This is a genomic window from Dinoroseobacter sp. S124A (genome assembly GCF_049801015.1).
GTDB lineage: Bacteria > Pseudomonadota > Alphaproteobacteria > Rhodobacterales > Rhodobacteraceae > Dinoroseobacter.
Genome location: NZ_JBNAGD010000005.1, coordinates 28,263 through 49,238 on the forward strand (window position 1 = coordinate 28,263; position 20,976 = coordinate 49,238).

Genomic DNA, 20,976 nt, shown 5'->3' on the forward strand with positions numbered 1-20,976 from the left:
CATTGCGAGAGACATTAAAAAACGACCCTTCCGGTCGAATTAACGTTACCGAGCGGCAAAAAGCGCGTCAGGGTCTTCGAAATCTGGTTCGGACGGCATATATCTTGGCCAACCGGAGGGACCATGAAACGACTGATACCCCTTGTATTTGCTGGACTAATCGCCTCAACCGGCGGTGTGGCTGCCAATGATGACGCGGCCGAGACGCTGGCCCCGCTGCAAGCCGATGAAATCAATTTGAACGATTTTCTCTGGGTCGCACGGCCCATCGTGGTCTTCGCGGACACGCCCGCGGACCCGCGCTTCATCGAGCAGATGACCCTGCTGGCGGCGCGCCCCAAGGATCTCGCCGAGCGCGATGTGGTGGTGATTGTCGATACCGACCCCTCCGCCCGGTCCGAGCTGCGCCAGACCCTGCGCCCGCGCGGGTACATGATGGCGCTGGTCGGCAAGGATGGCGGTGTGAAGCTGCGCAAGCCCTCGCCCTGGAGCGTGCGCGAGATCACCCGCCAGATCGACAAGATGCCGCTCCGGCAGGATGAGATCCGGCTCAAGAAAGCCGTTGGCGGATAGGATCCCGCCCCCGCGCAGCCGCGAGACGCCCCTGGAACAGGGGCGCAGGCGTCGGTATGGCGGGGGCTGAGGCTCATTCGAATTCCATGATCACATCGTCGACGGCCAGGCTGTCGCCGGGGCCTGCGTTGATCTTGGTCACGGTCGTGGTCTTCTCGGCGCGCAGGATGTTCTCCATCTTCATCGCCTCGACCGTGCAGAGCGCCTGACCCTCCTGCACCGTGTCGCCCACGGCCACATCGATCTTCACCACAAGACCCGGCATCGGGCAGAGCAGCATCTTGGAGGTGTCCGGCGGCAGTTTCTCGGGCATCAGGTCGGCCAGCTCGGCCTGGCGCGGCGTGCGCACCGTGACCTTGATGTCCGCGCCCCGGAGCCGCATGCGGAAGCCGCTGGTGATCTTGTCGATCTTGACCACCATGGGCGCACCGTCGATCTCGAGCTCGGCGATGCTGTCGCCCGGGGTCCAGTCGCTGGCGACCCGGTGGCTGGTGCCATCGGCGAAGGTGACGGTCGAGCCCTCGGCATCCGCCGCAATCGAGACCGCCTGCTGGCTGCCCTGGGCCGACACGACCCACTCCGTGCCCACCAGACGCTCATGGTTGTCCATGGTCCCCGAGATACGGGTGCGCCGGATTTCAGCGACCCGGTACATGGCCGCCGCCGCCGCGGAGATCCGCGTCAGATCCGCGTCGGAGAGGGTCACACCCTCGAACCCTTCGGGATACTGCTCTTCGATGAAGGCGGTGGTCATGTCGCCCTTGATGAAGATCTCGTGGTCCATGACCGCTGCGACGAAGGGCAGGTTGTGGCCGATCCCCTCGACCTCGAACCCGTCGAGCGCGTTGCGCATCGCCTCGATCGCAGCCGGACGATCCGGGCCCCAAGTGCAGAGCTTGGCGATCATCGGGTCGTAATACATCGAGATCTCGCCGCCCTCATAGACGCCGGTATCGTTGCGCACAGCCGTGGCCCCGCTGGCCGCATCGCCATGCCACTTGCCATTGGTTTCAAGCGGTCCGGCGGCCACCTCGACCGGCGGACGATAGCGGGTCAGACGCCCGATGGAGGGCAGGAAGCCGCGATAAGGATCCTCGGCATAGAGCCGGTTCTCGATGGCCCACCCGGTCAGGGTCACGTCATCCTGAGTCATGGCCAGCTTTTCGCCATAAGCCACGCGGATCATCTGCTCCACAAGGTCGACACCGGTGATCAGCTCGGTCACTGGGTGTTCCACCTGCAGACGGGTGTTCATCTCGAGGAAGTAGAAGTTCCGCTCCCCGTCGACAATGAATTCCACGGTCCCGGCACTGGCATAGCCCACGGCCTTGGCCAGCGCGCAGGACTGCTCGCCCATGGCCTTGCGGGTCGCTTCGTCGAGGAAGGGGCTCGGCGCCTCTTCAACCACTTTCTGGTTCCGGCGCTGGATCGAGCATTCGCGCTCGCCCAGATAGATGCAGTTGCCATGGCTGTCGGCCAGCACCTGGATCTCGATATGGCGCGGCTGGGTGACGAATTTCTCGATGAAGATCCGGTCATCGCCGAACGAATTCGCGGCCTCGTTCTTGGAGCTCTGAAAGCCCTCGCGCGCCTCGTCATCGGACCATGCAATCCGCATACCCTTGCCGCCGCCCCCGGCGGAGGCCTTGATCATCACCGGGTAGCCGATTTCGTTCGAGATCTTTACCGCCTCGTCCGCGTCTTCGATCAGGCCCATATATCCGGGCACCGTGGACACGTTGGCCTCCTGCGCGATCTTCTTCGAGGTGATCTTGTCGCCCATGGACTCGATGGCTCCGGCGGGCGGCCCGATAAAGGCCACGCCTTCCTTGGCCAGCGCCTCGGCAAAGAGCTTGTTCTCGGACAGGAAGCCATAGCCCGGATGCACGGCCTCGGCCCCGGTCTGACGGATGGCATCGAGCACCTTGTCGATCACGATGTAGGACTGGTTGGCCGGCGGCGGGCCGATATGCACCGCCTCATCGGCCATTTTCACATGCAAAGCATTGCGGTCCGCATCGGAATAGATCGCAACCGTCTGGATGCCCATCTTGCGCGCGGTCTTGATGACCCGGCAGGCGATCTCCCCGCGGTTGGCAATCAGGATCTTCTTGAACATGGCCTCTTCCTTCTTCTTATCGTCACGCCGCACGGTGGCGGAGGGCCGGCACCGCTGCGGGCCGGGCAAAGCAAAGGCCACCGCTGCGGGCTGCAACGGTGGCCGGGATGGGATGAGCCGAAGCCGCCTCAGGGGCGGTCCGGTTCGCATTCAGATTTTGGGTTGCGCCTGCCTTACTTGCAGACGCCCGCGTCGTCGCAAAGCGCACCGGCTGCCGCACCGGCGGCAGCGCCGACCAGCGGGTCGCCGTCGAGAATGACCGCCCCGCCCGCGCCGATGGCAGCCCCAGTGAGGGCGCGTTCTTCATCTGCGGACAGGTTGCAGGCGCCCAGCGCAACGAGGGCTGCGCCCGCAAGCAGGAGTTTCGACGGGGATGTAGAATGGACCATGATGTTGTGCCTCTGAACGTGTTGTTATGAGGCTGAATCTGGTCATCAGAGCCGGGATTTGCGAGCCGGATTGCGCGCAGGGGACCGCGATCAGCAAAGCCTTGCTGATCCGACGCACCGAAATCGGCGGGAATGATCCGATCGCGGCTCAAAACCCGTCCTCCCCCGTGAAGGCACCCGGGAAGTTCTGGCGGGCCAACGTCTCGTTGATGCGCAGCAGGGCCTGGTAATCCTCGGGGTCAAACGGATCCTCGGCGGGCACCACCTCGCGCCCGAAGAGCCAGCTCAGCCGCCCGGCATCGAGATTGCCCCGCTCGAAGGGTGCATCGCCGAAATGCGCCCAGAGCGCGGCCATGAAGCCTTCATCGGCGCGGCGATCCGCGGGGCGACGGTCGGCAAAGCGTTCACGTGCCACCAGCTTGGTCGCCCCGTCCTTGTGAGAGCGGCGCAGTACAAACTGGTAATCCGTGCCGGGCAAACGGCCCGGAAAGCCGCGATGTTTGGTCATTTCGGGGCGCGGCATCAGAGACCCTCCCATTCGCAGCCATCCGGGGTGCGGCGCAGGCTTTCGAAATACTGGGTCACGCCCGGCGCGGCCTGTCCGCGCGGCACCGCCCGTTCCATCAGGATGACGACCACCTGTTCGGGGCCATCCGCCGGGGCGTCGCGGGTGCAGAGGACCTGAAAGTCCTGCTCCAGCGCCGTGAAATCATAAAGGCCGCGCGCGCGGGCAATCTCGGGCGCCACATAGCGCAGCACGAGCACCGGCGCCCCGCCCTGATCCTCGACCAGGGGTGGCAGCGCGACAGGGCGCAGGCCCGAGGGCAGATCCTCCACCACCATGGCGGGAACCACCGGGGGCCGACCCGCAGGGCGCGGCGTGAGAGAGGGCGCGGCGATCATGGCCGACGCGCCACCATATCCACCTCGACCAGCGCGCCCACGGCGAGGGCGGTCACCCCGATCGTGGTGCGTGCCGGGCGAACACCATCGGCGAAATACGTCTTGTAGACCGCGTTGAAGGCATCGAAATCCCGTTCGAATTCCGTCAGATAACAGCGGCATTGCGTAACATCCGCCAAGGACAGGCCCAGCCCCTCGAGCACCAGCACGAGGTTGTCCATCACCCGATGCGCCTGCGCAGTGATCCCCTCGGGGAGCGGCGCGTCAGGCGCGTCAGGAAAGGTCGGCATCTGGCCGGTCAGGAACACCCAGCCATCCGTCTCGGTGGCGTGACAGAACGGGCCGACCGGGGTCGGGGCAGCATCGATCATGTGGTACTCAGGCATGACGCATCCATCTGGCTTGGTGCTGCGGATCGCTCAGCAGATCGTGCAGGATCGCTTCGCAGCGGGCTTTGGGAAAGGGGCGCGCAGCAACCTGCCCGCCCGCCTCGACACGGATCCCGGCCGGGTCCGGATGGACCCGAACCACCGGCGAAAACCCCCGCAGCGCACGCAGGGCCCGCCACACATCCTGTCGGATCTGGTGGGCCAGACGGCGGCGCGAGCGGACCTTGGGCAAGCGCTGCTCGACGGCGAAATCCATCCGCGCCCCGGGCTGCCGGGACAGGGTCAGAACGCCCTCGTGATCTGCGATATGCCAGCCCATGGCCGCCTCCGGTGATTTCAGGGACCGGCGGGCCAAGCCGCCAGTCCCGGGATCAGACACGCGTCCCCCACCGACGAAGGCCGCAGTGGCGCTCCCCTCGCTCCTCCCGGTGTCGTGGTCGTATAAGTGCCGATCCATCTCGATATGCTCTAATCGGATCAGAGCGGGATATTGTCGTGCTTTTTCCAGTGCTTGGCCACGCGCTTGTTGCGCAGGCTGGCAAAGGCGCGGGCCACGCGGCGGCGGGTCGACTGGGGCATGATCACCTCATCGATGAAGCCGCGCTCGGCCGCCACGAACGGATTGGCGAAGCGGTCCTCGTATTCCTTTGTGCGCGCCGCGATCTTGTCAGGATCGCCAAGATCTGCACGATGGATGATCTCGGTCGCGCCTTTCGCGCCCATCACCGCCACTTCGGAGGTCGGCCAGGCGTAGTTGATGTCGCCCTTCAGGTGCTTGGAACTCATCACCACATAGGCCCCGCCATAGGCCTTGCGGGTGATCACCGTCACCTTCGGCACGGTCGCCTCGCCATAGGCGAAGAGCAGCTTCGCGCCATGCTTGATGACGCCGTTATATTCCTGCGTGGTCCCGGGCAGGAAGCCGGGCACGTCCACGAGGGTCAGGATCGGGATCTCGAAACAGTCGCAGAAGCGCACGAAGCGCGCGCCCTTCCGGGCGCTGTCGATGTCGAGCACCCCGGCCAGCACCATGGGCTGGTTCGCCACCACACCAACGGTCTGGCCTTCGAGCCGGACGAAGCCGGTGATGATGTTGCCCGCGAAGTCCTTCTGGATCTCGTAGAAATCGCCCTCATCAGCGATCTTCGTGATCAGTTCCTTCATGTCATAGGGCTGGTTCGGGTTGTCCGGGATCAGCGTGTCGAGGCTTTCCTCCACCCGCGCCGGATCGTCGAAGAACGGCCGGACCGGGGGTTTCTCGCGGTTGTTGAGCGGCAGGAAATCGATCAAGCGGCGGGCCTCGGCCAGCGCCTCCACGTCGTTCTCGAAGGCCGCATCGGCCACGGAGGATTTCTTGGTGTGGGTGCCTGCGCCGCCCAATTCCTCGGCAGTGACCACCTCATTGGTGACGGTCTTCACCACATCGGGGCCGGTGACGAACATGTAGGAGCTGTCCTTCACCATGAAGATGAAGTCGGTCATGGCGGGCGAATAGACCGCGCCACCTGCGCAGGGGCCCATGATCAGGCTGATCTGCGGCACCACGCCCGAGGCGTCGATATTGCGCTGGAACACGTCGCCATAGCCCGCGAGGCTGTCGACACCCTCCTGGATCCGCGCGCCGCCGGAATCGTTGATCCCGATCACCGGCGCGCCGGTTTCCATGGCCATATCCATGATCTTGCAGATCTTCTTGGCATGGGTCGCGGACACAGATCCCCCAAGCACCGTGAAATCCTGGCTGAAGACATAGACCTGACGGCCATTCACCGTGCCCCAGCCGGTGACGACGCCGTCGCCCGCCGGTTTCTGGTCCTGCATCCCGAAATCGGTGCAGCGATGGGTGATGAACATGTCGAACTCCTCAAAGGAGCCCTCGTCCAACAGGAGTTCAATCCGTTCCCGGGCGGTCAGTTTGCCTTTGGCGTGCTGGCTGGCGATCCGCTTCTCGCCCCCACCCATGCGCGCGGCTTCGCGGCGCTGGTCGAGCTCGTGCTGGATATCTTTCATCAGGTCATTCTCCGTCTCGATTTGGCGCTGACCCTAGGGGGCGGAAAATGTGCTGCAAAGCAGAATCAGGAAAATTTGCAAAATTTGTGAAATAGATCGATTGCTAATTGCAAAATTGATAACCCAGAGCTCCCGGAACCCGGATTTCACAATATATCTCATAGAGATACCAGAACGCCTTCAGCATGGACAAGGCGCATAATCCGCAAAGAGCGGCTGGGGATCCATGCAATAATTGCTCAAACCCAGAGCAGTTTGCGCAATACGTGACAATTCGCCCGTGCAGAGCGCGCACAGGACCTCTGCATCCATGCAGTGGACAGCGCGGAATTCGAGGCGTAGCTGTGGCCCATGCCTCCGGCCATTCAGACCCGGTTCCTCAACCGCACGACCCCGCCCCATATCATGACTCTGGTCCTGATGGCTGGCGTCGCGGCCTTGACGATGAACGTCTTCCTGCCGTCGCTGCCGGGGATGACCGCGTATTTCGGGACCGATTACGCGGTGATGCAGCTCTCGGTGTCGCTCTATCTCATGGCAACGGCGGTGTTGCAGCTGGTGATCGGGCCGTTCTCGGACCGCTATGGGCGGCGGCCTGTCTTGCTGGTCTCGGCCGCGCTCTTCGCCCTGGCCACGCTCGGGGCGCTATATGCCCCCAATATCGAGGTGTTTCTGGCCTGTCGCATGGCCCAAGCGGTGATCGCGTCGGCGCTGGTGCTGAGCCGGGCCATCGTGCGCGATATGGTGGGTCAGGCCGAGGCGGCCTCGCTGATCGGCTATGTCACCATGGGCATGGCGCTGGTCCCGATGATCGGCCCGGCCATGGGCGGCGCGCTGGACGAGGCGTTCGGCTGGCGGGCCAGCTTCTGGTTGCTCTTTGTCTGCGCGGTCGGGCTCTTTGCCCTGATCTGGGCCGATCTGGGCGAGACCGCGAAAAACCGATCGGCCAGCTTCAAGGCACAGTTTGCCGAATACCCCGAGCTGCTGCGGGCGCGGCGCTTCTGGGGCTATGTGGCGGCATCGGCCTGCGCCTCGGGCGTGTTTTTCGCCTTTCTGGGCGGCGCGCCCTATCTCGGCTCCGAGGTCTTCGGGCTCAGCCCCGCGACCCTCGGTGTCTATTTCGGCGCCCCCGCCTTCGGCTACATGACCGGGAATTTCCTGTCCGGGCGCTACTCGCAGAGCTTCGGGATCAACCGGATGATCTTCTGGGGGTCGATGATCACGACCGTGGGGATGAGCCTGTCGATCCTGATCTACGCGGTCGGGCTGACCCATCCGCTGACCTTTTTCGGCCTCGTCACCACCGTAGGGCTCGGCAATGGCATGATCATCCCGAACGCCATCGCGGGCACGCTCTCGGTGCGGCCCCATCTGGCGGGCACGGCAAGCGGGCTCGGCGGGGCGATCATGGTGGGCGGCGGCGCGGCCATGTCCGTGCTGGCCGGGGTCATCCTGCCGCTGGGCACAGGGCCCTACCCGCTGCAGATCCTGATGGTCATCACCTCCATCGGCTCGACGCTCTCGGTGATCTATGTCATGCGCCGCGACCGCCAGCTGGCCAGCGCGGCCGAGGGTTGAGCCCTCTGGACCGCAGAGTTTGCAAACACTAGACAGGTGTTAGCAAACACATGGAGCGGCCATGGCCACCCAGAAACTCTATGCCGGTGCCAAGCTGCGCGAGACCCGCACGGGGCTTGGCCTGACCCAGAAGCTGTTCGCCGAGAAGCTCGGCGTCTCTCTGCCCTATCTCAACCAGATGGAGAACAACCACCGGCCGGTCTCCAGCACCGTGTTGCTGGCGCTGGCGCAGGAGTTCGGCTTTGACGTGACCCAGCTCAGCACCGGCGAGGCGGAACGGCTTGTCACCGATATGCGCGAGGCGCTGGCAGACCCGGTCTTTGGCGAAGGGGCCCCGCCCTTGGCGGATCTGCGGCTGGCCGCGTCGAACGCGCCTGCGCTGGCCCGCGCGTTTCTCGAACTGCACCGCACCTATCGCCAGACCCATGAGCGGCTCGCCTCGCTGGACGAGGCGCTGGGGCGCGAGGGCGCGACCCTGCAGCCCTCCCCTTGGGAAGAGGTGCGCGACTTCTTTCACTATTGCGACAATTACATCGACGCGGTGGACCGGGCGGCCGAGCATATCGCCGCCCAGATCGAGGGCGATCTGGAGGCGGGCGCGCGCCGCCTGCTGAGCCGCAAGGGCCTGGCCGTGCAGTATCAGGACATTGCCGAGCTGCGGCAGTTCAACGACCGTTCCGGCGTGCTGACCCTCTCGACCCGCTCCGCAGCCCCCACGCGGCGCTTCCAGTTGCTGGTGCAGCTTGGGCTCGTCGGGCAGAACGAGCTGCTGGAGGCAACGCTCGATCTCGCGCGGTTCCAGACCGACGAGGCCCGGGCCATCGCCAAGCTGGGTCTTGCAAATTACTTCGCGGGGGCGGTCCTGCTGCCTTACCGGGAGTTTCAGGCCGCCGCCGCTGAGACGCGCCACGATCTGGAACGGCTGGCCGAGCGGTTCGGCGCCTCGATCGAACAGGTGGCGCACCGTCTCTCGACCCTGCAGCGCCCCGGGGCCAAGGGTGTGCCGTTTTTCTTTGTGCGGGTGGATCAGGCCGGGACGATCACGAAACGCCACTCGGCCACGCGGTTGCAATTCGCGCGCTATGGCGGGGCCTGCCCGCTCTGGAACGTCCATCAGGCCTTCGAGACGCCGGGGCGGTTCCTGAGGCAACTGGCCGAGACCCCGGACGGGGTGCGCTACCTGTGCCTCGCACGCGACGTGTCCAAGACCGGCGGCAGCTGGGGCGCGCCCACCCGGCGCTATGCCATCGGGCTGGGCTGCGAGCTGCGCCACGCACCCGCGCTGGTTTACGCGGATGGGCTGGATCTCGGGCAGGATTTCGAGCCGATCGGGATCTCCTGCCGGATCTGCGAGCGGCGGCAATGCCACCAGCGCTCCGTCCCACCGCTGGAACGGAAGATCAGCGTCGATCCCAGCCTGCGCGGCACCCTGCCCTACCAGATCGATACGGCCTGACCGGGCTCAGGCGGCCGTGGTCAGCATGCCATAGATCTCGTCCTTGAGCTGCATCCGGCGGCGGCGCATCTCATCCTCGGCCGCGGGCGAGACGGCCTCGATCCGCTCCTCGGCCCGGTGCACCGCGCGATTGACGTCGTGATACTCTGTACAGAGCTTGGCAAAATGCGCGTCCGTGCTGCGCAGTTGCGAAATCAGGTCCACCTTGTCCGGAAACTCCTCGGCCAGTTCATGCGGCGTGTGAGACATCCATCCACTCCCTTTCCTGTTATGCTTACCCAGCCTAGGGCGCGCGCGCGATCCGACCTTGATCCCCGTCAAACCCGGGCGGAATTCTCAGGTCTTTGTGTCGGAAACCGAGGGGGTGATCCCGGCCTTGCGCAGCCGCGCCTCGCGCCAGGACAGAAAGGAGATCGCGGCCACGATCAGCCCGCCGCCGAGGATGACATAGCTGTCGGCGGCCTCGCCGAAGACCAGCGCACCGAGGGCGGTGGCCCAGATGAGCTGCAGGAAGGTCACTGGCTGCGTCACCGATAGGGGCGCGGCCTGAAAGGCCAGGGTCATGGTGTAATGCCCGAGCGTCGCGAAACAGGCGACCCCGAAGAGCACCGCCAATTGCACGGGGGTCGGTGTCACCCAGACCGCAAGGGCAAAGGGCGCAAGGCCGAGGGACACGGTGATCGACAGGCCCGCCACCACTACGCTGGGCGAGACATCCGCCACCAGCCGCTTGGCCAAAAGGTAGCTGATGGCAAATCCAAGCGCCGTGCCCAGCATCGCAAAATGACCGGGCGAGAGCTCCCGAAAGCCCGGGCGCAGGATGATCAGCGCGCCGACCAGCGCGACGCAGATCGCGGCAATCCGGCGAAAGGCCATACGCTCGCCGAGAAAGAGCGCCGCGCCGATAGTCACATAGACCGGTGAGAAGTAGTTCATCGCCGTCACCTCGGCGATGGGGATCTGCGTCATGGCAAAGAACCAGCAGATCACCGCCCCCGTGTGAACCACGCCCCGCGCGGCGAAGATCCCCAGATCCTGACGCGGGATGCGCGTCCGCCAGAGCGTGCCCAGCACCGGCAGCACGAAGACCAGACCGAGAATGTAGCGGAGAAAGGCGGCCTGCGCGGCGGGGATGTCCGACCCGATGGACTTGACCAGCGCGGTCACGGCCACGAAGCTCAGACCCGTGGCCACCATCCACAGGATGCCCATGAGAGGCCTTGGTTGCGATGTCTCCATGGGCGAGGCGTGCCACGAAAGCGCGCCCCAGCGCAAGGGTGGCTGGCGCGGGTCGGGCTAGTCCGTCTGCCCGGCGGCGAAGCCTGCGACCATCTCGGCCACGCTCGCCTTGTATTGCCGCCGCGCCGGGGTGTTCAGCTCGTCGATCCGGTGCCCGCCCCCCTTGATGAGCCGCACGCGGATCTCGGCCCCGGCGGCCTCCATCATCGCGACGGTCTCCTCGACGGAGCGGGCATTGTGCTGGGACACACCCTTGGACCCGACCCCGCCTTTGGCGGGTTGGTTGTCATCCTCGGTGCCATGAAGATGCAGGATCCGCAGCCCGGTCAGATCCGCGGTGCAGGCCGGGATGGCCGGCGTGCCCGAGATCGCGATCACCCGCCGGGCCAGATCGGGGCGCTCGCAGACCAGTTTATAGGCCATCATCGCCCCGTTGGAATGTCCGACAATGGTCACCCGCGCCGGATCGGTGACGCCTTCGGCGACCAGCCGGTCGATCAGCCCCGAGAGGTATTCCACATCGCGGGCGGTGGTATCGAGCATGCCGCGCCCCTTCAGCCCGGCGTTCCAGGCATTCATCCCGCCCTTGCGCGTGACCAGCGGCCCCTTGCGGTTCAGTTTGAGCCGCGTGCCCGTGGGGTAGATCACGTTGAAGCCGAACCGCTCCGCCGCCTTGTCGAGGCGCAGGGTGTCATACATCTTCTCGCCGCTCTGAAACCCGCCATGGAGGACCATCACCAGCGGCGCGGGCTGTCCCGCCACGCTCTTGGCCCGGTAAAGCAGCGCGTCACGGCCCTGGCTTTCGATCTCGCTGAGATTGCGGGCCGAGGCGCCGGCAAGCCCGAAGGTCACGACGCTGAGCAGCGCCATGAGCATGGATTTCAACAAGGTTCTGAGCAGGGGGAAGCGTCGTCTCCGGGCCATGGGGCTGTCTCCGTATCCGGGGTCGGGGCTAGAGGCCCGTGGCGACCTGCGCGCCGCCGAGCAGCAGCTTGGCCGCCAATCCCCACATGGTGAGTGCAATCACGAGATCAAGGATCTGCCAGGATCGGGGTCGGGCAAAGACCGGCGTAAGCAGGCGCGCACCGTAGCCCAACGCGAAGAAGAAGAGCGCGCTGGCGCAGGCCGCCCCGATGCCAAAGGCGGCCTCTGCGCCGGGAAAGCGGGTCGAAAGGGCGCCGAGCAGGATCACCGTATCGAGATAAACGTGGGGGTTCAGCCAGGTCAGCGCGAGGCAGGTGATCAGCGCGGCGCGCAGACCGCCCGCCGTCCCTTCGGCCGGGGACAGGGTGGCACCGCCGCGCAGGGCATCGCGGAAATGCTTGATCCCGTACCAGATCAGGAAGGCCGAGCCTGCGATGACAAAGGCCGGGGCCACGCCGGGGAAGCGTTCGGCCATGACCTCAAAGCTGCTGACACCGAGGGCGATCAGAAGCGCATCGGACAGGGCACAGGTCAGGCAGATCGCGAAGACATGCTCGCGCCGCAACCCCTGTCTCAGAACAAAGGCATTCTGCGCGCCGATGGCGAGGATGAACTGCGTGCCGATCAGAAACCCGGCACCGGCGGCGGCAAGTTGGGTGGACATGGCGAAGGCCCTGTTTGCGGGGATAGGCGGGGAGGCTTGGCCTAGCGCGCCCGGCCCGCAGGGTCCAGCGGGTTCTGGCGACGGCGGCGGCGCAGGATCTCGAAGAGGGCGAGATAGGGCAGGTAGAAGGCAAACATCTGGATCCTGTCAAAGGGCCCGGTGAAATCCTGGGTAGATCCCCAGCCCCCGGTCAGCAGCGCCCAGAGCCCGTAATGGACCCGGTAGATCCAGGAGGCGAGCGCCAGCAGGATGAGCCGGATCGCCCAGTCACGATGCCGCGCGATCCGGCGGGCGCGGGCATGGCGAAGGGTCTCAGCGGCGGCCCAGAGCATCAAAAAGCCGTAAAGCGTGAAGCCTGCGGACATGAGCGGGCCGCCAACCGTGCCCACGCGGGCAATGAAGATCAGCCCGCCCAGCGCCGTCACCCCCGCAGCGGCCACAAGGATGCGTCCCAAGCTTCGGTGCAGGCCCGGCCAGCGCCGGCGCAGGACAGGCAGGGCCTGCAGCAGGACCAGCGCCGTCAGGCCCGCCCCGCTCAGCATATGCAGTGACAGGGCGGTCTCGGCCCCGGGCGCGCCGGTGGCGAAGAGGTAGCTCTCGGCACTCAGATCCTCGCGCAGGCCGCGCCAGCCGAAGACAGCGGCATAGACCGCGAAGGGCAGCGCGAGAAGCCAGACAAGGCCCAGCGCGCCGCGACGCAGCCAGGCGGGCGCGGTCACAGGGGCCAGACCAGCAGGATCATGGGCACCGAGACCGCAACGATCAGGATCTCGAGCGGCAGGCCCACCCGCCAGTAATCGCCAAAGCTGTACCCGCCGGGGCCGAGGATCAGCGTGTTGTTCTTGTGCCCGATGGGCGTCAGGAAAGCCGCCGAGGCCGCCACGGCCACCGCCATCAGAAACGGATCCGGTGAAGCCCCCAGCACGCGGGCCATCTCGATCCCCACCGGGGCGGCGACGATGGTCGTGGCCGTGTTGTTGAGCACATCCGACAGGGTCATGGTCACCACCATCAGCACCGTGAGGACGATCCAACCCGGCAGCCCCTCGGTGAGGCCCAGAAGTGCCCCGGCCAGCAGCTGCGTGCCGCCGGAGCTTTCAAGGGCGGCTCCGAGCGGGATCATCGAGCCCAGCAGGACCACCACCGGCCATTCGATATGGGTATAGAGCTCGGCCACGGGCAGGATCCTGAGCAGGACATAGGCCATCGCCACCAGCCCCAGCGCCACGGGCAGATAGACGAGCCCAAGTGCGGCCGCCGCCACCGCCCCGGCAAAAAGCCCGATCGCGGCCCAGGTCTTGGCCCCTTGGGTGACCCGCGCGCCGCGATCCGCAAGCGGCAGCACACCGAGCCAGTCGAGCACCTCGTCTTTCGCCTCGGACGGCACCAGCAGCAGCAGGATATCCCCCGGCGCGATCTCGGTCTTGCGCACCTGCCGGGTGATCCGTGCCCCCTGCCGTGCCACGCCCATCAGCACTGTGCGCTGCCGCCAGGCCAGGCCAATCGCCTGGGCGCTGCGCCCGGCGATCCGCGCGGTGTCGGGCACCACGGCCTCGACAAAGCTCACCCCGCTGCCATCATCCTGCAGCGCGTCCAGCCGCTTGGCGTCGGAGAAGTCGAGCTTGAGCGCTGTGCGGAACTCGTCGAGCGGTTCGGGCTGAGCCTCCAGCACCAGCGCATCGCCCGCGGCCATCCGCAGATGGCGCGCCGCAAAGCGCCGCTTGCCGTCGCGGATCACCCCGAGGATCGCCACATCCGCGCGCTCCGCCTCGTCAAAGAGATCGCTCAGAGGCTGACCGATCAGCGCGCTGTTCTCGGGCACGGTCAGCTCGGCGATGTAATCGGCGAATTGTTCGAGCCCCGCGCCGGGCTTGGCCGCGCCCTCCCGCTGGGGGATGAGCCGCCAGCCGATCAGCGCGACAAACGCCATCCCCGCGATCGCCGCCACCCCGCCCACGGGCGCGAAGTCGAACATGCGGAACGGAGTGCCCACGGTCTCTTCGCGGATCGCGGCGATGATGATGTTGGGGGGCGTCCCGATCAGCGTCGCCATCCCCCCGAGGATTGTCGCAAAGCTCAGTGGCATCAGGCTGAGCCCGACCGCCCGCCCGGCCTTGCGCGCCGTGGCGATATCCACCGGCATCAACAAAGCCAGCGCCGCCACATTGTTCATGAAGGCCGAGAGCACCGCCCCCACCGCCCCCATCATCGCGATATGCGCCCCCAGACCGCGCGAGGCATCCACCAGCGTCCGCGTGATCAGCAGGACCGCGCCCGAGCGCACCAGCCCCGCCGAGACCACCAGCACCAGCGCCACCACCAGTGTGGCCGGATGGCCAAAGCCGGAAAACGCCTCCGCCGTGGGCACCACGCCCAGCACCACCCCGATCAGCAGCGCCGAGAAGGCGACGATGTCATACCGGATGCGCCCCCAGAGAAGCATCCCGAACACCGCGCCGAAGAGCGCAAAGAGCACGATCTGATCAGAGGTCATGGCGCAGGCTCGGCAGCATTGGGTCCGGGCGGGTCACAGATGCGGCCCGAGAGGGCGGCGCCCCTCTTCCTGCATCTTTTCGATGGTGCGCACCGTGTTCGGCATGAACCGTCCGCGGGGCTTGGCCTCGGCCCACCATTGCCGCGCGCCCGGGGGCGACAGCAGGTCGAGAAAGAGGTTGTGCACCGCAAGCTGCAGATCCCGCATCTGCGACGGGACCGTGCCGCTGTGTTTCTCGAAATTGCCGATGATGTGGATCCCCTGTTCGAGGTAGTGGCCATAGGACAGTTTCTCGGCCGGTGTCAGACTGGTGTAATCCGCATTCCCCCGCACGATCAGATCGGCCATGGCAAGATCATTGGTCGTCGCCTTGAAATTCGTCAGGCTTTCGAGCAAGTGCCGCCAATTGCTCAACCCGGTCTCGCGGTTCTGAATGCGCAGTTCGAAGGCGAGAAACAGAAGCGAGGCGATGACACCCGCCGCGGCGATCAGGTCAGCTATGGCAGCAAGCTGGGCAAGCATGGGCGCGGCTCCGGGTTGTTGCGCGTCCCGCCAGCTTAGCGCCGGGTCCGGGCCCCGGGCAACATCCCTGTCCGGGATCTCGGTGGGTTCGCCTCGGAGGCGCAAACCGGCAGCGCTTGCCCCCTTGCCCTGCGATCCTGCCCGTGTTCCGACGCTCACAGTCCCTGTCCCCAGGTTTTTTGAACGTGGTCACAAGTGCGGCTGCCGTCCTGCGCGCGTCGGTCGATGCCCTGCCCCGTCTCGCTATCGCTTGGAGACGATCCGTGACTTTCACATTCAGGACCCTGCTCTTCGCCAGCGCGCCCCCCGCGACCCCGCCTTTGCGGCGGGCAACCAACTGGCTGTAGCCATCGCCGGCCATGACACCCTACCCTGCCCCACCGTCCCGTCATGGAGCCCGGCGCGGGTCAATCGCTTCGGATCCAGCCGTTCTGATCCGCCCCCTCTGGGCCAGTTGGCCCGATTTCCTCGGGGACACGGCCTTTGGGCAAAACCCGCCCGGCCCCCATTGCCGATCCCTATCCATTTGCGCTATCCCAGCGCTCAACTTCGATTGAGACCATCCGGGGAGCGCGCCATGGCAGGCCATTCAAAATGGGCAAACATCCAGCACCGCAAGGGGCGCCAGGACAAGCTGCGCGCCAAGCTGTTCTCGAAACTGTCCAAAGAGATCACCGTGGCCGCCAAGATGGGCGACCCGGATCCTGACAAGAACCCGCGCCTGCGCCTTGCAGTGAAAGAGGCCAAGGGCCAGTCGGTGCCCAAGGACGTGATCGAACGCGCGATCAAGAAGTCCCTCGGCGGCGAGGGCGAGAATTACGACGAGATCCGCTATGAGGGCTACGGGCCCGGCGGCGTGGCCGTCATCGTCGAGGCGATGACCGACAACCGCAACCGGACGGCCTCTACCGTGCGTTCCACATTCTCGAAGAATGGCGGCAATCTGGGCGAGACCGGTTCGGTGAGCTTCATGTTCGAACGCAAGGGCCAGGTCAGCTACCCGGGCGATGTGGGCGACGCGGACACGGTCATGATGGCCGCGATCGAGGCCGGTGCCGAGGATGTCGAGAGCGAGGAAGAAGGCCACATCATCTGGTGCGCTGATACGGATCTGAACGACGTGTCCAACGCGCTCGAAGCCGAGCTCGGCGAAAGCCAGAGCACCAAGCTCGTCTGGCGCCCGACCACCACGACCGAGCTTGACCTCGAAGGCATGCAGAAGCTGATGAAACTGCTCGACGCGCTGGAGGAAGACGACGACATCCAGAACGTCACCGCCAATTTCGAAGCCTCCGACGAGGTCATGGCGCAGCTCTGAGCCAACCTGAACAAGACCCGCAAAACCCCGGCTCCGGCTGGGGTTTTTTCGTTTGGCAAACCGCTGGGCAGGTCGCGGATCCTATGATCTAGTGTAGCGAGTTTGATCCATTCCCGGGTTTCATGACAGATTCCGTTTCTCCCGAAGTCGTCTCCCGGCTTGAGACCTTCTTGTCGGAGCCTTGGTGGGCAGGCCTTGGCGTTGTTTTGTCTGTGGCCATGCCTTTGGCGATATGGCTGTTCTTCAAACTTCGAAGGGCGTCCAACACTCCGAGTTCTGTACTTGCCGCCCCCAACAGCACAGATCCCTCGGCAGTGAGCCGTTTTCCGGCAATCGCGATCCATACGGATCGAAACGTCATCGGGCGCGACGAAGACCTGAAGAAACTTCGAACCGTCCTCGCCAGCGGCAAGGGCGCGCAGATCACGTCGGCGGGGGCGGTGCTCAAGGGCGAAGGGGGGCGGGGCAAGACGACGCTGGCGCGCTACTATGCCGAGCGGATGGGTCCGAGCTATGACGGCGGATGCTGGGTGCCTGCGCAGACCCGCGAGGGGGTGTTCGATGCGCTCGCCACCTTTGGCACGCTTGCCTTCGACCTGCCCGCGCCGGAGCCGGTGGGTGCGGCCCATATCCACGCCGTGCTCGACAAGATCCAGAACAGCAATGCACGCCTGCTCTTTGTGTTCGACAACGTCCACGGCACCGAGATGAAGACCGCGGAGGAAGGCACCTTCACCTATGCGGATCTGCGCGCCTTTCTGCCCCAGGGCGACAAGATCCACCTGATCCTGACCACGCGCGCGGGCAGCGGGTTTGACGGGTTCGACACGATCCCGCTCGATGTGCTCGCCTATGACGGCCCGGACAGCGCGGCGGTGGACCTGTTGCTGCAGGAGGCCGGGCGGGCAGACGCCGAATCCGAGACCCGCGTGGCGGCGCAGCGACTGGCGGCGGAGCTGGGGGGCCTGCCGCTGGCCCTGACCATCGCCGGGGCACTGGCGCGGGAGGGAGCCAGTTTCCCCGAACTGGCCGAACGGATCGGAGAGATCCTCGCCACCGACCTGCCCAATGGCGACTACCCGGACAGTATCGCGGCGGCGGTGCAGCTTTCCCTCGTTGGGCTCAGTACGGATGCCCGCGCCCTGCTGGACGTGTCCGCGTGGTGGGCGCCGGACGGGATGTCGGCGCAGCTTTTTACGCAGGCTCCGCAGGGCGACTGGTGGGAGCTTTGCAAAGACGTCATTCCTGAAGAGGTCCAGTCTCTCGTCACGGACCCGGTCCGTGTGCGCACGGGTTTGCGGGCGCTGCGGGACCGTTCGCTTTTGCAAGGCGACCGAGCCGCGCTGTCCCTCCACCGCCTGACAGCCTCGGTTCTGCGGACGCAGCAATCTGATCAGGGTTGGACAGAGGCGCAGATGGCTGCGGCTCTGTTGATGTCTTGCTATCCCGTGGGCGCGAAAGATCCCCAGAACCCATTTCACTGGGCGGAATGCAGGCAATTGACGCCCCATGTGCTTGCCCTTTGGGACAAGGCGGAGGGGTTATGGGAAGGCGCTTGGCAAGAACCGGATTGGGCCGCCATGGACACATTGCTGAACCAGAGCGGAAACTTCCTTTCTTCCCAAGGCGATCACGCCGAAGGACTACGATGCCAACGCGGTAGCCTGCGTTTGATAGAAGCGCGTTTGGGGGAGGAGGCTCGGGATGTCCCCCTCGCCCTTGGCAACCTGGCTGTGACTTTGTCGAGGCTCGGAGAGTTCGCCGAAGCAGGCGACCTGCTCACCCGTGCGGTCACACTTGACGAAACCTATCGCGACCCGAGCGCCGAGCTCGCAGGCAGCTACCTCCGACGCGCGCATTTGGAGTTCAGACGTACGGGGCAAGGGGAGACGGCAGATTTCGAGGCGGCAGAGCAGGATATCGTTCGCGCGCGCGATATCTTTGAAAATCTCGGCGACACCGCAGAATTTGCCCGAGGGTGGAACAACCTGGGCTATCTGCGGCGATTACAACAGCGCGCGCAGGAAAGCGCAGAGGCCTATGAGACAGCCCTCGAAACGCTCCGCACCGTGCCAGATGCCAACCCGGTGGATCTCGCGGCCTATGCGATGAATTCTGGTTCGACGCGATTGGAAGCCGGGCAGGCAGGGACAGCGGAGGGATTGTTGCGCGAGGCCTATCAGATCCACTGCGAGATCTTTGCGACGCGGCCTGACCACCAATACCTCAAAACTTCCGCCGGTTGGCTGACTTCTTGCCTGCTGTCGCTCGTGCGCGCCGGGGAGGATCCAGCGGGGCGACACCGGGAGGCGCGCGAGATTTGCGCGCGGCATGGGCTCGACTTCGCCGAGCTCGAAACTGATGCCGCGCAATATCCTATAAGTCCGGCGGATTGATCTCGGCGCAAGGCGCCTTGCCCGCGCGAGCCATCCCGCGCGTCTGCTTGCGCCGTTTTGAAAGACCTCAGCGGCGCTTGCTAAGGTTGCGCGCGGAGTAGGTCTCAGAACAACCGCAGCCGGTCGCAGCGCGGAGAAACCATCACCTGTGGCACCGTCAGTGGGGACCGGCCCCGCTCCCCGCCCGGCGCCATGACGCCCCGGCCCTATCCGAAGATGAAGCTGTCGGTCAGGGTTTCCGTCTCGAACACATTGCGGAACAGGACAGAGCCTTCTTCGGTCGTCAGGCGTGTGCCACGGGCCTCGACGGACATGTTGTCGGCGGCAAACGCCTCGGCATCGAAGCCGTCATCGTCGAAATACGCGGCGAACTCGACAAACTCGAGAAAGATCAGATCGCCCGGCTGGCCAAATCCGATGACCGTGTCGTCGCCGTAATCCTCACCGTTGAAGAAGTAGTAGTTGTTGGTCCCTTGCCCGATCAGCGTGTCGTCACCGGCCTCGCCAAACATGTTCGTCGTCCCGCCATCCGAGGCTTTGCCGATGAGGATGTCCTTGCCCTCGCCGCCGAACAGCGAGCCGGAGTCGCTATCATTGATCAGCACATCCCGGCCCGCATTGCCCCAGGCTTCGTCCCGCCCGCTGCCGGTGCTGATGATGTCAAACCCGTCTCCACCGAAGATGAAATCGTCGCCCGGCCCGCCGCCGAGCCGATCAAAGCCCTGCAGGCCGAAGATCGCGTCACTGCCCTCGGTGCCGTTCAGCGTGTTGTTGATCCGCGCAAAGAAGCCGCCCTCTCCCTGATCTCCTTCGATCACGTTGTCGAAGACGCTCAGACTGTTGATCCGCAACGTGTTGAGCGCGGACGCGGCCTCGCCAAGCGTATCGAATACCTCGTCGAGAACCGCCCCCAGCGGTGCAACGGCCGCGACCAAGGTGGTCTCAAGCTGGTCCACAATGTCCAGAACCGGGGCCAGCGGCGCCAACAGGTCGGAGAGGAGGCCGTCAATCGCCCCGAAGAGGTCGATCCCCAGCAGCTCGAGGAAATCGGTCACCACCCCTTCGATCAACCCCAGCGCAAAGCCGAGCACATCGGCGACAAAGCCGATGACATCCAGTACATTGATCCCGATGATCTCGAAATCGAGCGCATCGATGAGCCCGTTCAGGGCCGAGACGATGGGCGCGTAGATCGCGTTCAGGGTGGCGTCCAGATCCTCCACGAAGTTCAGGGGCGGAAACAGGGCTTGAACCGCGGTCACTGCGGCCTCAAGCTCGGCCAGCACCGGCTCAAGCGCCCCAACAACCGCGTCTCGGACAGCCAGATACTCATCCAGGCCTTCCTCAACCTGGATCAGCTGCTCTGACAAATCCGTAAAGGGTTGCAGGGTGGGATCATCCCCGAAGCTCTGTTCCAGCAGTCGCACATCCTTCGTGACCACCTGGAAGCCGGCGCTGACCGCGACAACGGTGGTGCCAAGGGAGTTGAAAGCAAAGATGAAGCTCGGAAGCGCGGTTGCAACGGGTTCCAGCACATCGTCAAAGCGCCGGATTGTCGTGGAATAGGTTCCGAGGGTCGTCCGCACCGAGGAGGTCGCGCTCTCGAAGAGCTTGACCGCCGTTCCGATGCCGAACGGCGCGGATTTCAGCAGGTTCACAGCCGTACTCGGCAGGCTCAGCACCGCGCGCGCGTCGTCCAGTGCATCGGCAAGCGTCGCCGGTGTGGCGATCAGACTGTTGAGGCCGGTGAAGAGGCCGGACCCGGCGGCAGCGGCGGAGGCGAAGTCATCGAGATCGCCATCAATGGTTCTGACCTTACCGAGGACCACGGAAAGTGATGTCATGGGGAAATCCTTAAAAAATGGCGACCGAAACCCGGTCAATAAAATTGGGAAAAGCCTGCGGGCGTGACAGGGCGACTGTCAAGCTCCGAGGCGGACCGATTGACGCCCAGGGTCGCGGAGCGCCTTGGACTCAAGCGCTCCCAAAGGATTTGCGGGGA

At 65.2% G+C, this 20,976-nt stretch carries 20 protein-coding genes; 5 read left to right on the forward strand and 15 right to left on the reverse strand.

Going from position 1 to position 20,976, the window contains the following annotated elements; translation table 11 throughout:
* Positions 1-123: 123 nt before the first annotated feature.
* Positions 124-573 carry a DUF4174 domain-containing protein gene (locus ACP15I_RS13160; protein ID WP_424975452.1) on the forward strand — a complete coding sequence of 150 codons (450 nt, stop codon included), beginning with the start codon at positions 124-126 and terminating at the stop codon, positions 571-573.
* Between the two features lie 73 nt (positions 574-646).
* Here the strand turns inward: ACP15I_RS13160 and ACP15I_RS13165 are convergent, their stop codons facing one another.
* The 7 genes from ACP15I_RS13165 to ACP15I_RS13195 all read right to left on the reverse strand — a co-directional run bounded on the left by ACP15I_RS13165 (position 647) and on the right by ACP15I_RS13195 (position 6,383).
* The gene (locus tag ACP15I_RS13165; protein WP_424975752.1) at positions 647-2,692 is read right to left on the reverse strand and encodes an acetyl-CoA carboxylase biotin carboxylase subunit; all 2,046 of its coding nucleotides are present in this window, start codon (positions 2,690-2,692) and stop codon (positions 647-649) included.
* Between the two features lie 173 nt (positions 2,693-2,865).
* Positions 2,866-3,081 carry a hypothetical protein gene (locus ACP15I_RS13170; RefSeq protein ID WP_424975453.1) on the reverse strand — a complete coding sequence of 72 codons (216 nt, stop codon included), beginning with the start codon at positions 3,079-3,081 and terminating at the stop codon, positions 2,866-2,868.
* 148 nt (positions 3,082-3,229) lie between these two features.
* Positions 3,230-3,604, reverse strand: a complete 375-nt coding sequence (locus tag ACP15I_RS13175; RefSeq protein ID WP_424964988.1) for a hypothetical protein — start codon at positions 3,602-3,604, stop codon at positions 3,230-3,232.
* A complete protein-coding gene (locus ACP15I_RS13180) occupies positions 3,604-3,984 on the reverse strand; it encodes a DUF6497 family protein (protein WP_424975454.1) in 381 nt (126 codons plus the stop codon). The genes ACP15I_RS13175 and ACP15I_RS13180 overlap by 1 nt, the downstream gene beginning before the upstream one ends.
* Positions 3,981-4,370, reverse strand: a complete 390-nt coding sequence (locus tag ACP15I_RS13185; protein ID WP_424975455.1) for a RidA family protein — start codon at positions 4,368-4,370, stop codon at positions 3,981-3,983. Before ACP15I_RS13185 ends, ACP15I_RS13180 begins: the two co-directional genes overlap by 4 nt.
* On the reverse strand, positions 4,363-4,692 hold the full coding sequence (locus tag ACP15I_RS13190; protein WP_424975456.1) for a hypothetical protein: 330 nt from the start codon (positions 4,690-4,692) through the stop codon (positions 4,363-4,365). The genes ACP15I_RS13185 and ACP15I_RS13190 overlap by 8 nt, the downstream gene beginning before the upstream one ends.
* A 158-nt stretch (positions 4,693-4,850) precedes the next feature.
* The gene (locus ACP15I_RS13195; protein ID WP_424975457.1) at positions 4,851-6,383 is read right to left on the reverse strand and encodes an acyl-CoA carboxylase subunit beta; all 1,533 of its coding nucleotides are present in this window, start codon (positions 6,381-6,383) and stop codon (positions 4,851-4,853) included.
* A gap of 351 nt (positions 6,384-6,734) precedes the next feature.
* Here ACP15I_RS13195 and ACP15I_RS13200 point away from each other — a divergent pair, with 351 nt between their 5' ends.
* Together ACP15I_RS13200 and ACP15I_RS13205 are read left to right on the forward strand one after the other, a co-directional pair.
* The gene (locus tag ACP15I_RS13200) at positions 6,735-7,961 is read left to right on the forward strand and encodes a multidrug effflux MFS transporter (protein ID WP_424975458.1); all 1,227 of its coding nucleotides are present in this window, start codon (positions 6,735-6,737) and stop codon (positions 7,959-7,961) included.
* 61 nt (positions 7,962-8,022) lie between these two features.
* The gene (locus ACP15I_RS13205; protein ID WP_424964994.1) at positions 8,023-9,417 is read left to right on the forward strand and encodes a helix-turn-helix domain-containing protein; all 1,395 of its coding nucleotides are present in this window, start codon (positions 8,023-8,025) and stop codon (positions 9,415-9,417) included.
* 6 nt (positions 9,418-9,423) lie between these two features.
* Here ACP15I_RS13205 and ACP15I_RS13210 read toward each other — a convergent pair whose 3' ends face one another.
* The 7 genes from ACP15I_RS13210 to ACP15I_RS13240 all read right to left on the reverse strand — a co-directional run bounded on the left by ACP15I_RS13210 (position 9,424) and on the right by ACP15I_RS13240 (position 15,260).
* The gene (locus ACP15I_RS13210; RefSeq protein ID WP_424964995.1) at positions 9,424-9,666 is read right to left on the reverse strand and encodes a YdcH family protein; all 243 of its coding nucleotides are present in this window, start codon (positions 9,664-9,666) and stop codon (positions 9,424-9,426) included.
* A gap of 87 nt (positions 9,667-9,753) precedes the next feature.
* On the reverse strand, positions 9,754-10,629 hold the full coding sequence (locus ACP15I_RS13215) for a DMT family transporter (RefSeq protein ID WP_424964996.1): 876 nt from the start codon (positions 10,627-10,629) through the stop codon (positions 9,754-9,756).
* Positions 10,630-10,713: 84 nt separating this feature from the next.
* A complete protein-coding gene (locus ACP15I_RS13220; protein ID WP_424975459.1) occupies positions 10,714-11,580 on the reverse strand; it encodes an alpha/beta hydrolase family esterase in 867 nt (288 codons plus the stop codon).
* A gap of 28 nt (positions 11,581-11,608) precedes the next feature.
* Complete coding sequence (locus ACP15I_RS13225) at positions 11,609-12,244, reverse strand: LysE/ArgO family amino acid transporter (RefSeq protein ID WP_424975460.1); 636 nt, start codon at positions 12,242-12,244, stop codon at positions 11,609-11,611.
* A 41-nt stretch (positions 12,245-12,285) separates the two neighbouring features.
* Positions 12,286-12,963 (reverse strand): DUF2306 domain-containing protein, encoded by a 678-nt coding sequence (locus tag ACP15I_RS13230; RefSeq protein ID WP_424975461.1) that lies wholly within the window; start codon positions 12,961-12,963, stop codon positions 12,286-12,288.
* Complete coding sequence (locus tag ACP15I_RS13235; protein WP_424975462.1) at positions 12,960-14,738, reverse strand: SLC13 family permease; 1,779 nt, start codon at positions 14,736-14,738, stop codon at positions 12,960-12,962. The genes ACP15I_RS13230 and ACP15I_RS13235 overlap by 4 nt, the downstream gene beginning before the upstream one ends.
* 33 nt (positions 14,739-14,771) lie before the next feature.
* Complete coding sequence (locus tag ACP15I_RS13240; RefSeq protein WP_424975463.1) at positions 14,772-15,260, reverse strand: hypothetical protein; 489 nt, start codon at positions 15,258-15,260, stop codon at positions 14,772-14,774.
* A 577-nt stretch (positions 15,261-15,837) separates the two neighbouring features.
* On the opposite strand from ACP15I_RS13240, the gene ACP15I_RS13245 reads away from it, so the two are divergent.
* Both ACP15I_RS13245 and ACP15I_RS13250 read left to right on the forward strand, forming a co-directional pair.
* On the forward strand, positions 15,838-16,578 hold the full coding sequence (locus tag ACP15I_RS13245) for a YebC/PmpR family DNA-binding transcriptional regulator (RefSeq protein ID WP_424965003.1): 741 nt from the start codon (positions 15,838-15,840) through the stop codon (positions 16,576-16,578).
* 314 nt (positions 16,579-16,892) lie between these two features.
* Complete coding sequence (locus tag ACP15I_RS13250; RefSeq protein ID WP_424975464.1) at positions 16,893-18,974, forward strand: tetratricopeptide repeat protein; 2,082 nt, start codon at positions 16,893-16,895, stop codon at positions 18,972-18,974.
* Positions 18,975-19,180: 206 nt separating this feature from the next.
* Here ACP15I_RS13250 and ACP15I_RS13255 read toward each other — a convergent pair whose 3' ends face one another.
* A complete protein-coding gene (locus ACP15I_RS13255) occupies positions 19,181-20,818 on the reverse strand; it encodes a calcium-binding protein (protein WP_424975465.1) in 1,638 nt (545 codons plus the stop codon).
* Between the last annotated feature and the right edge of the window lie 158 nt (positions 20,819-20,976).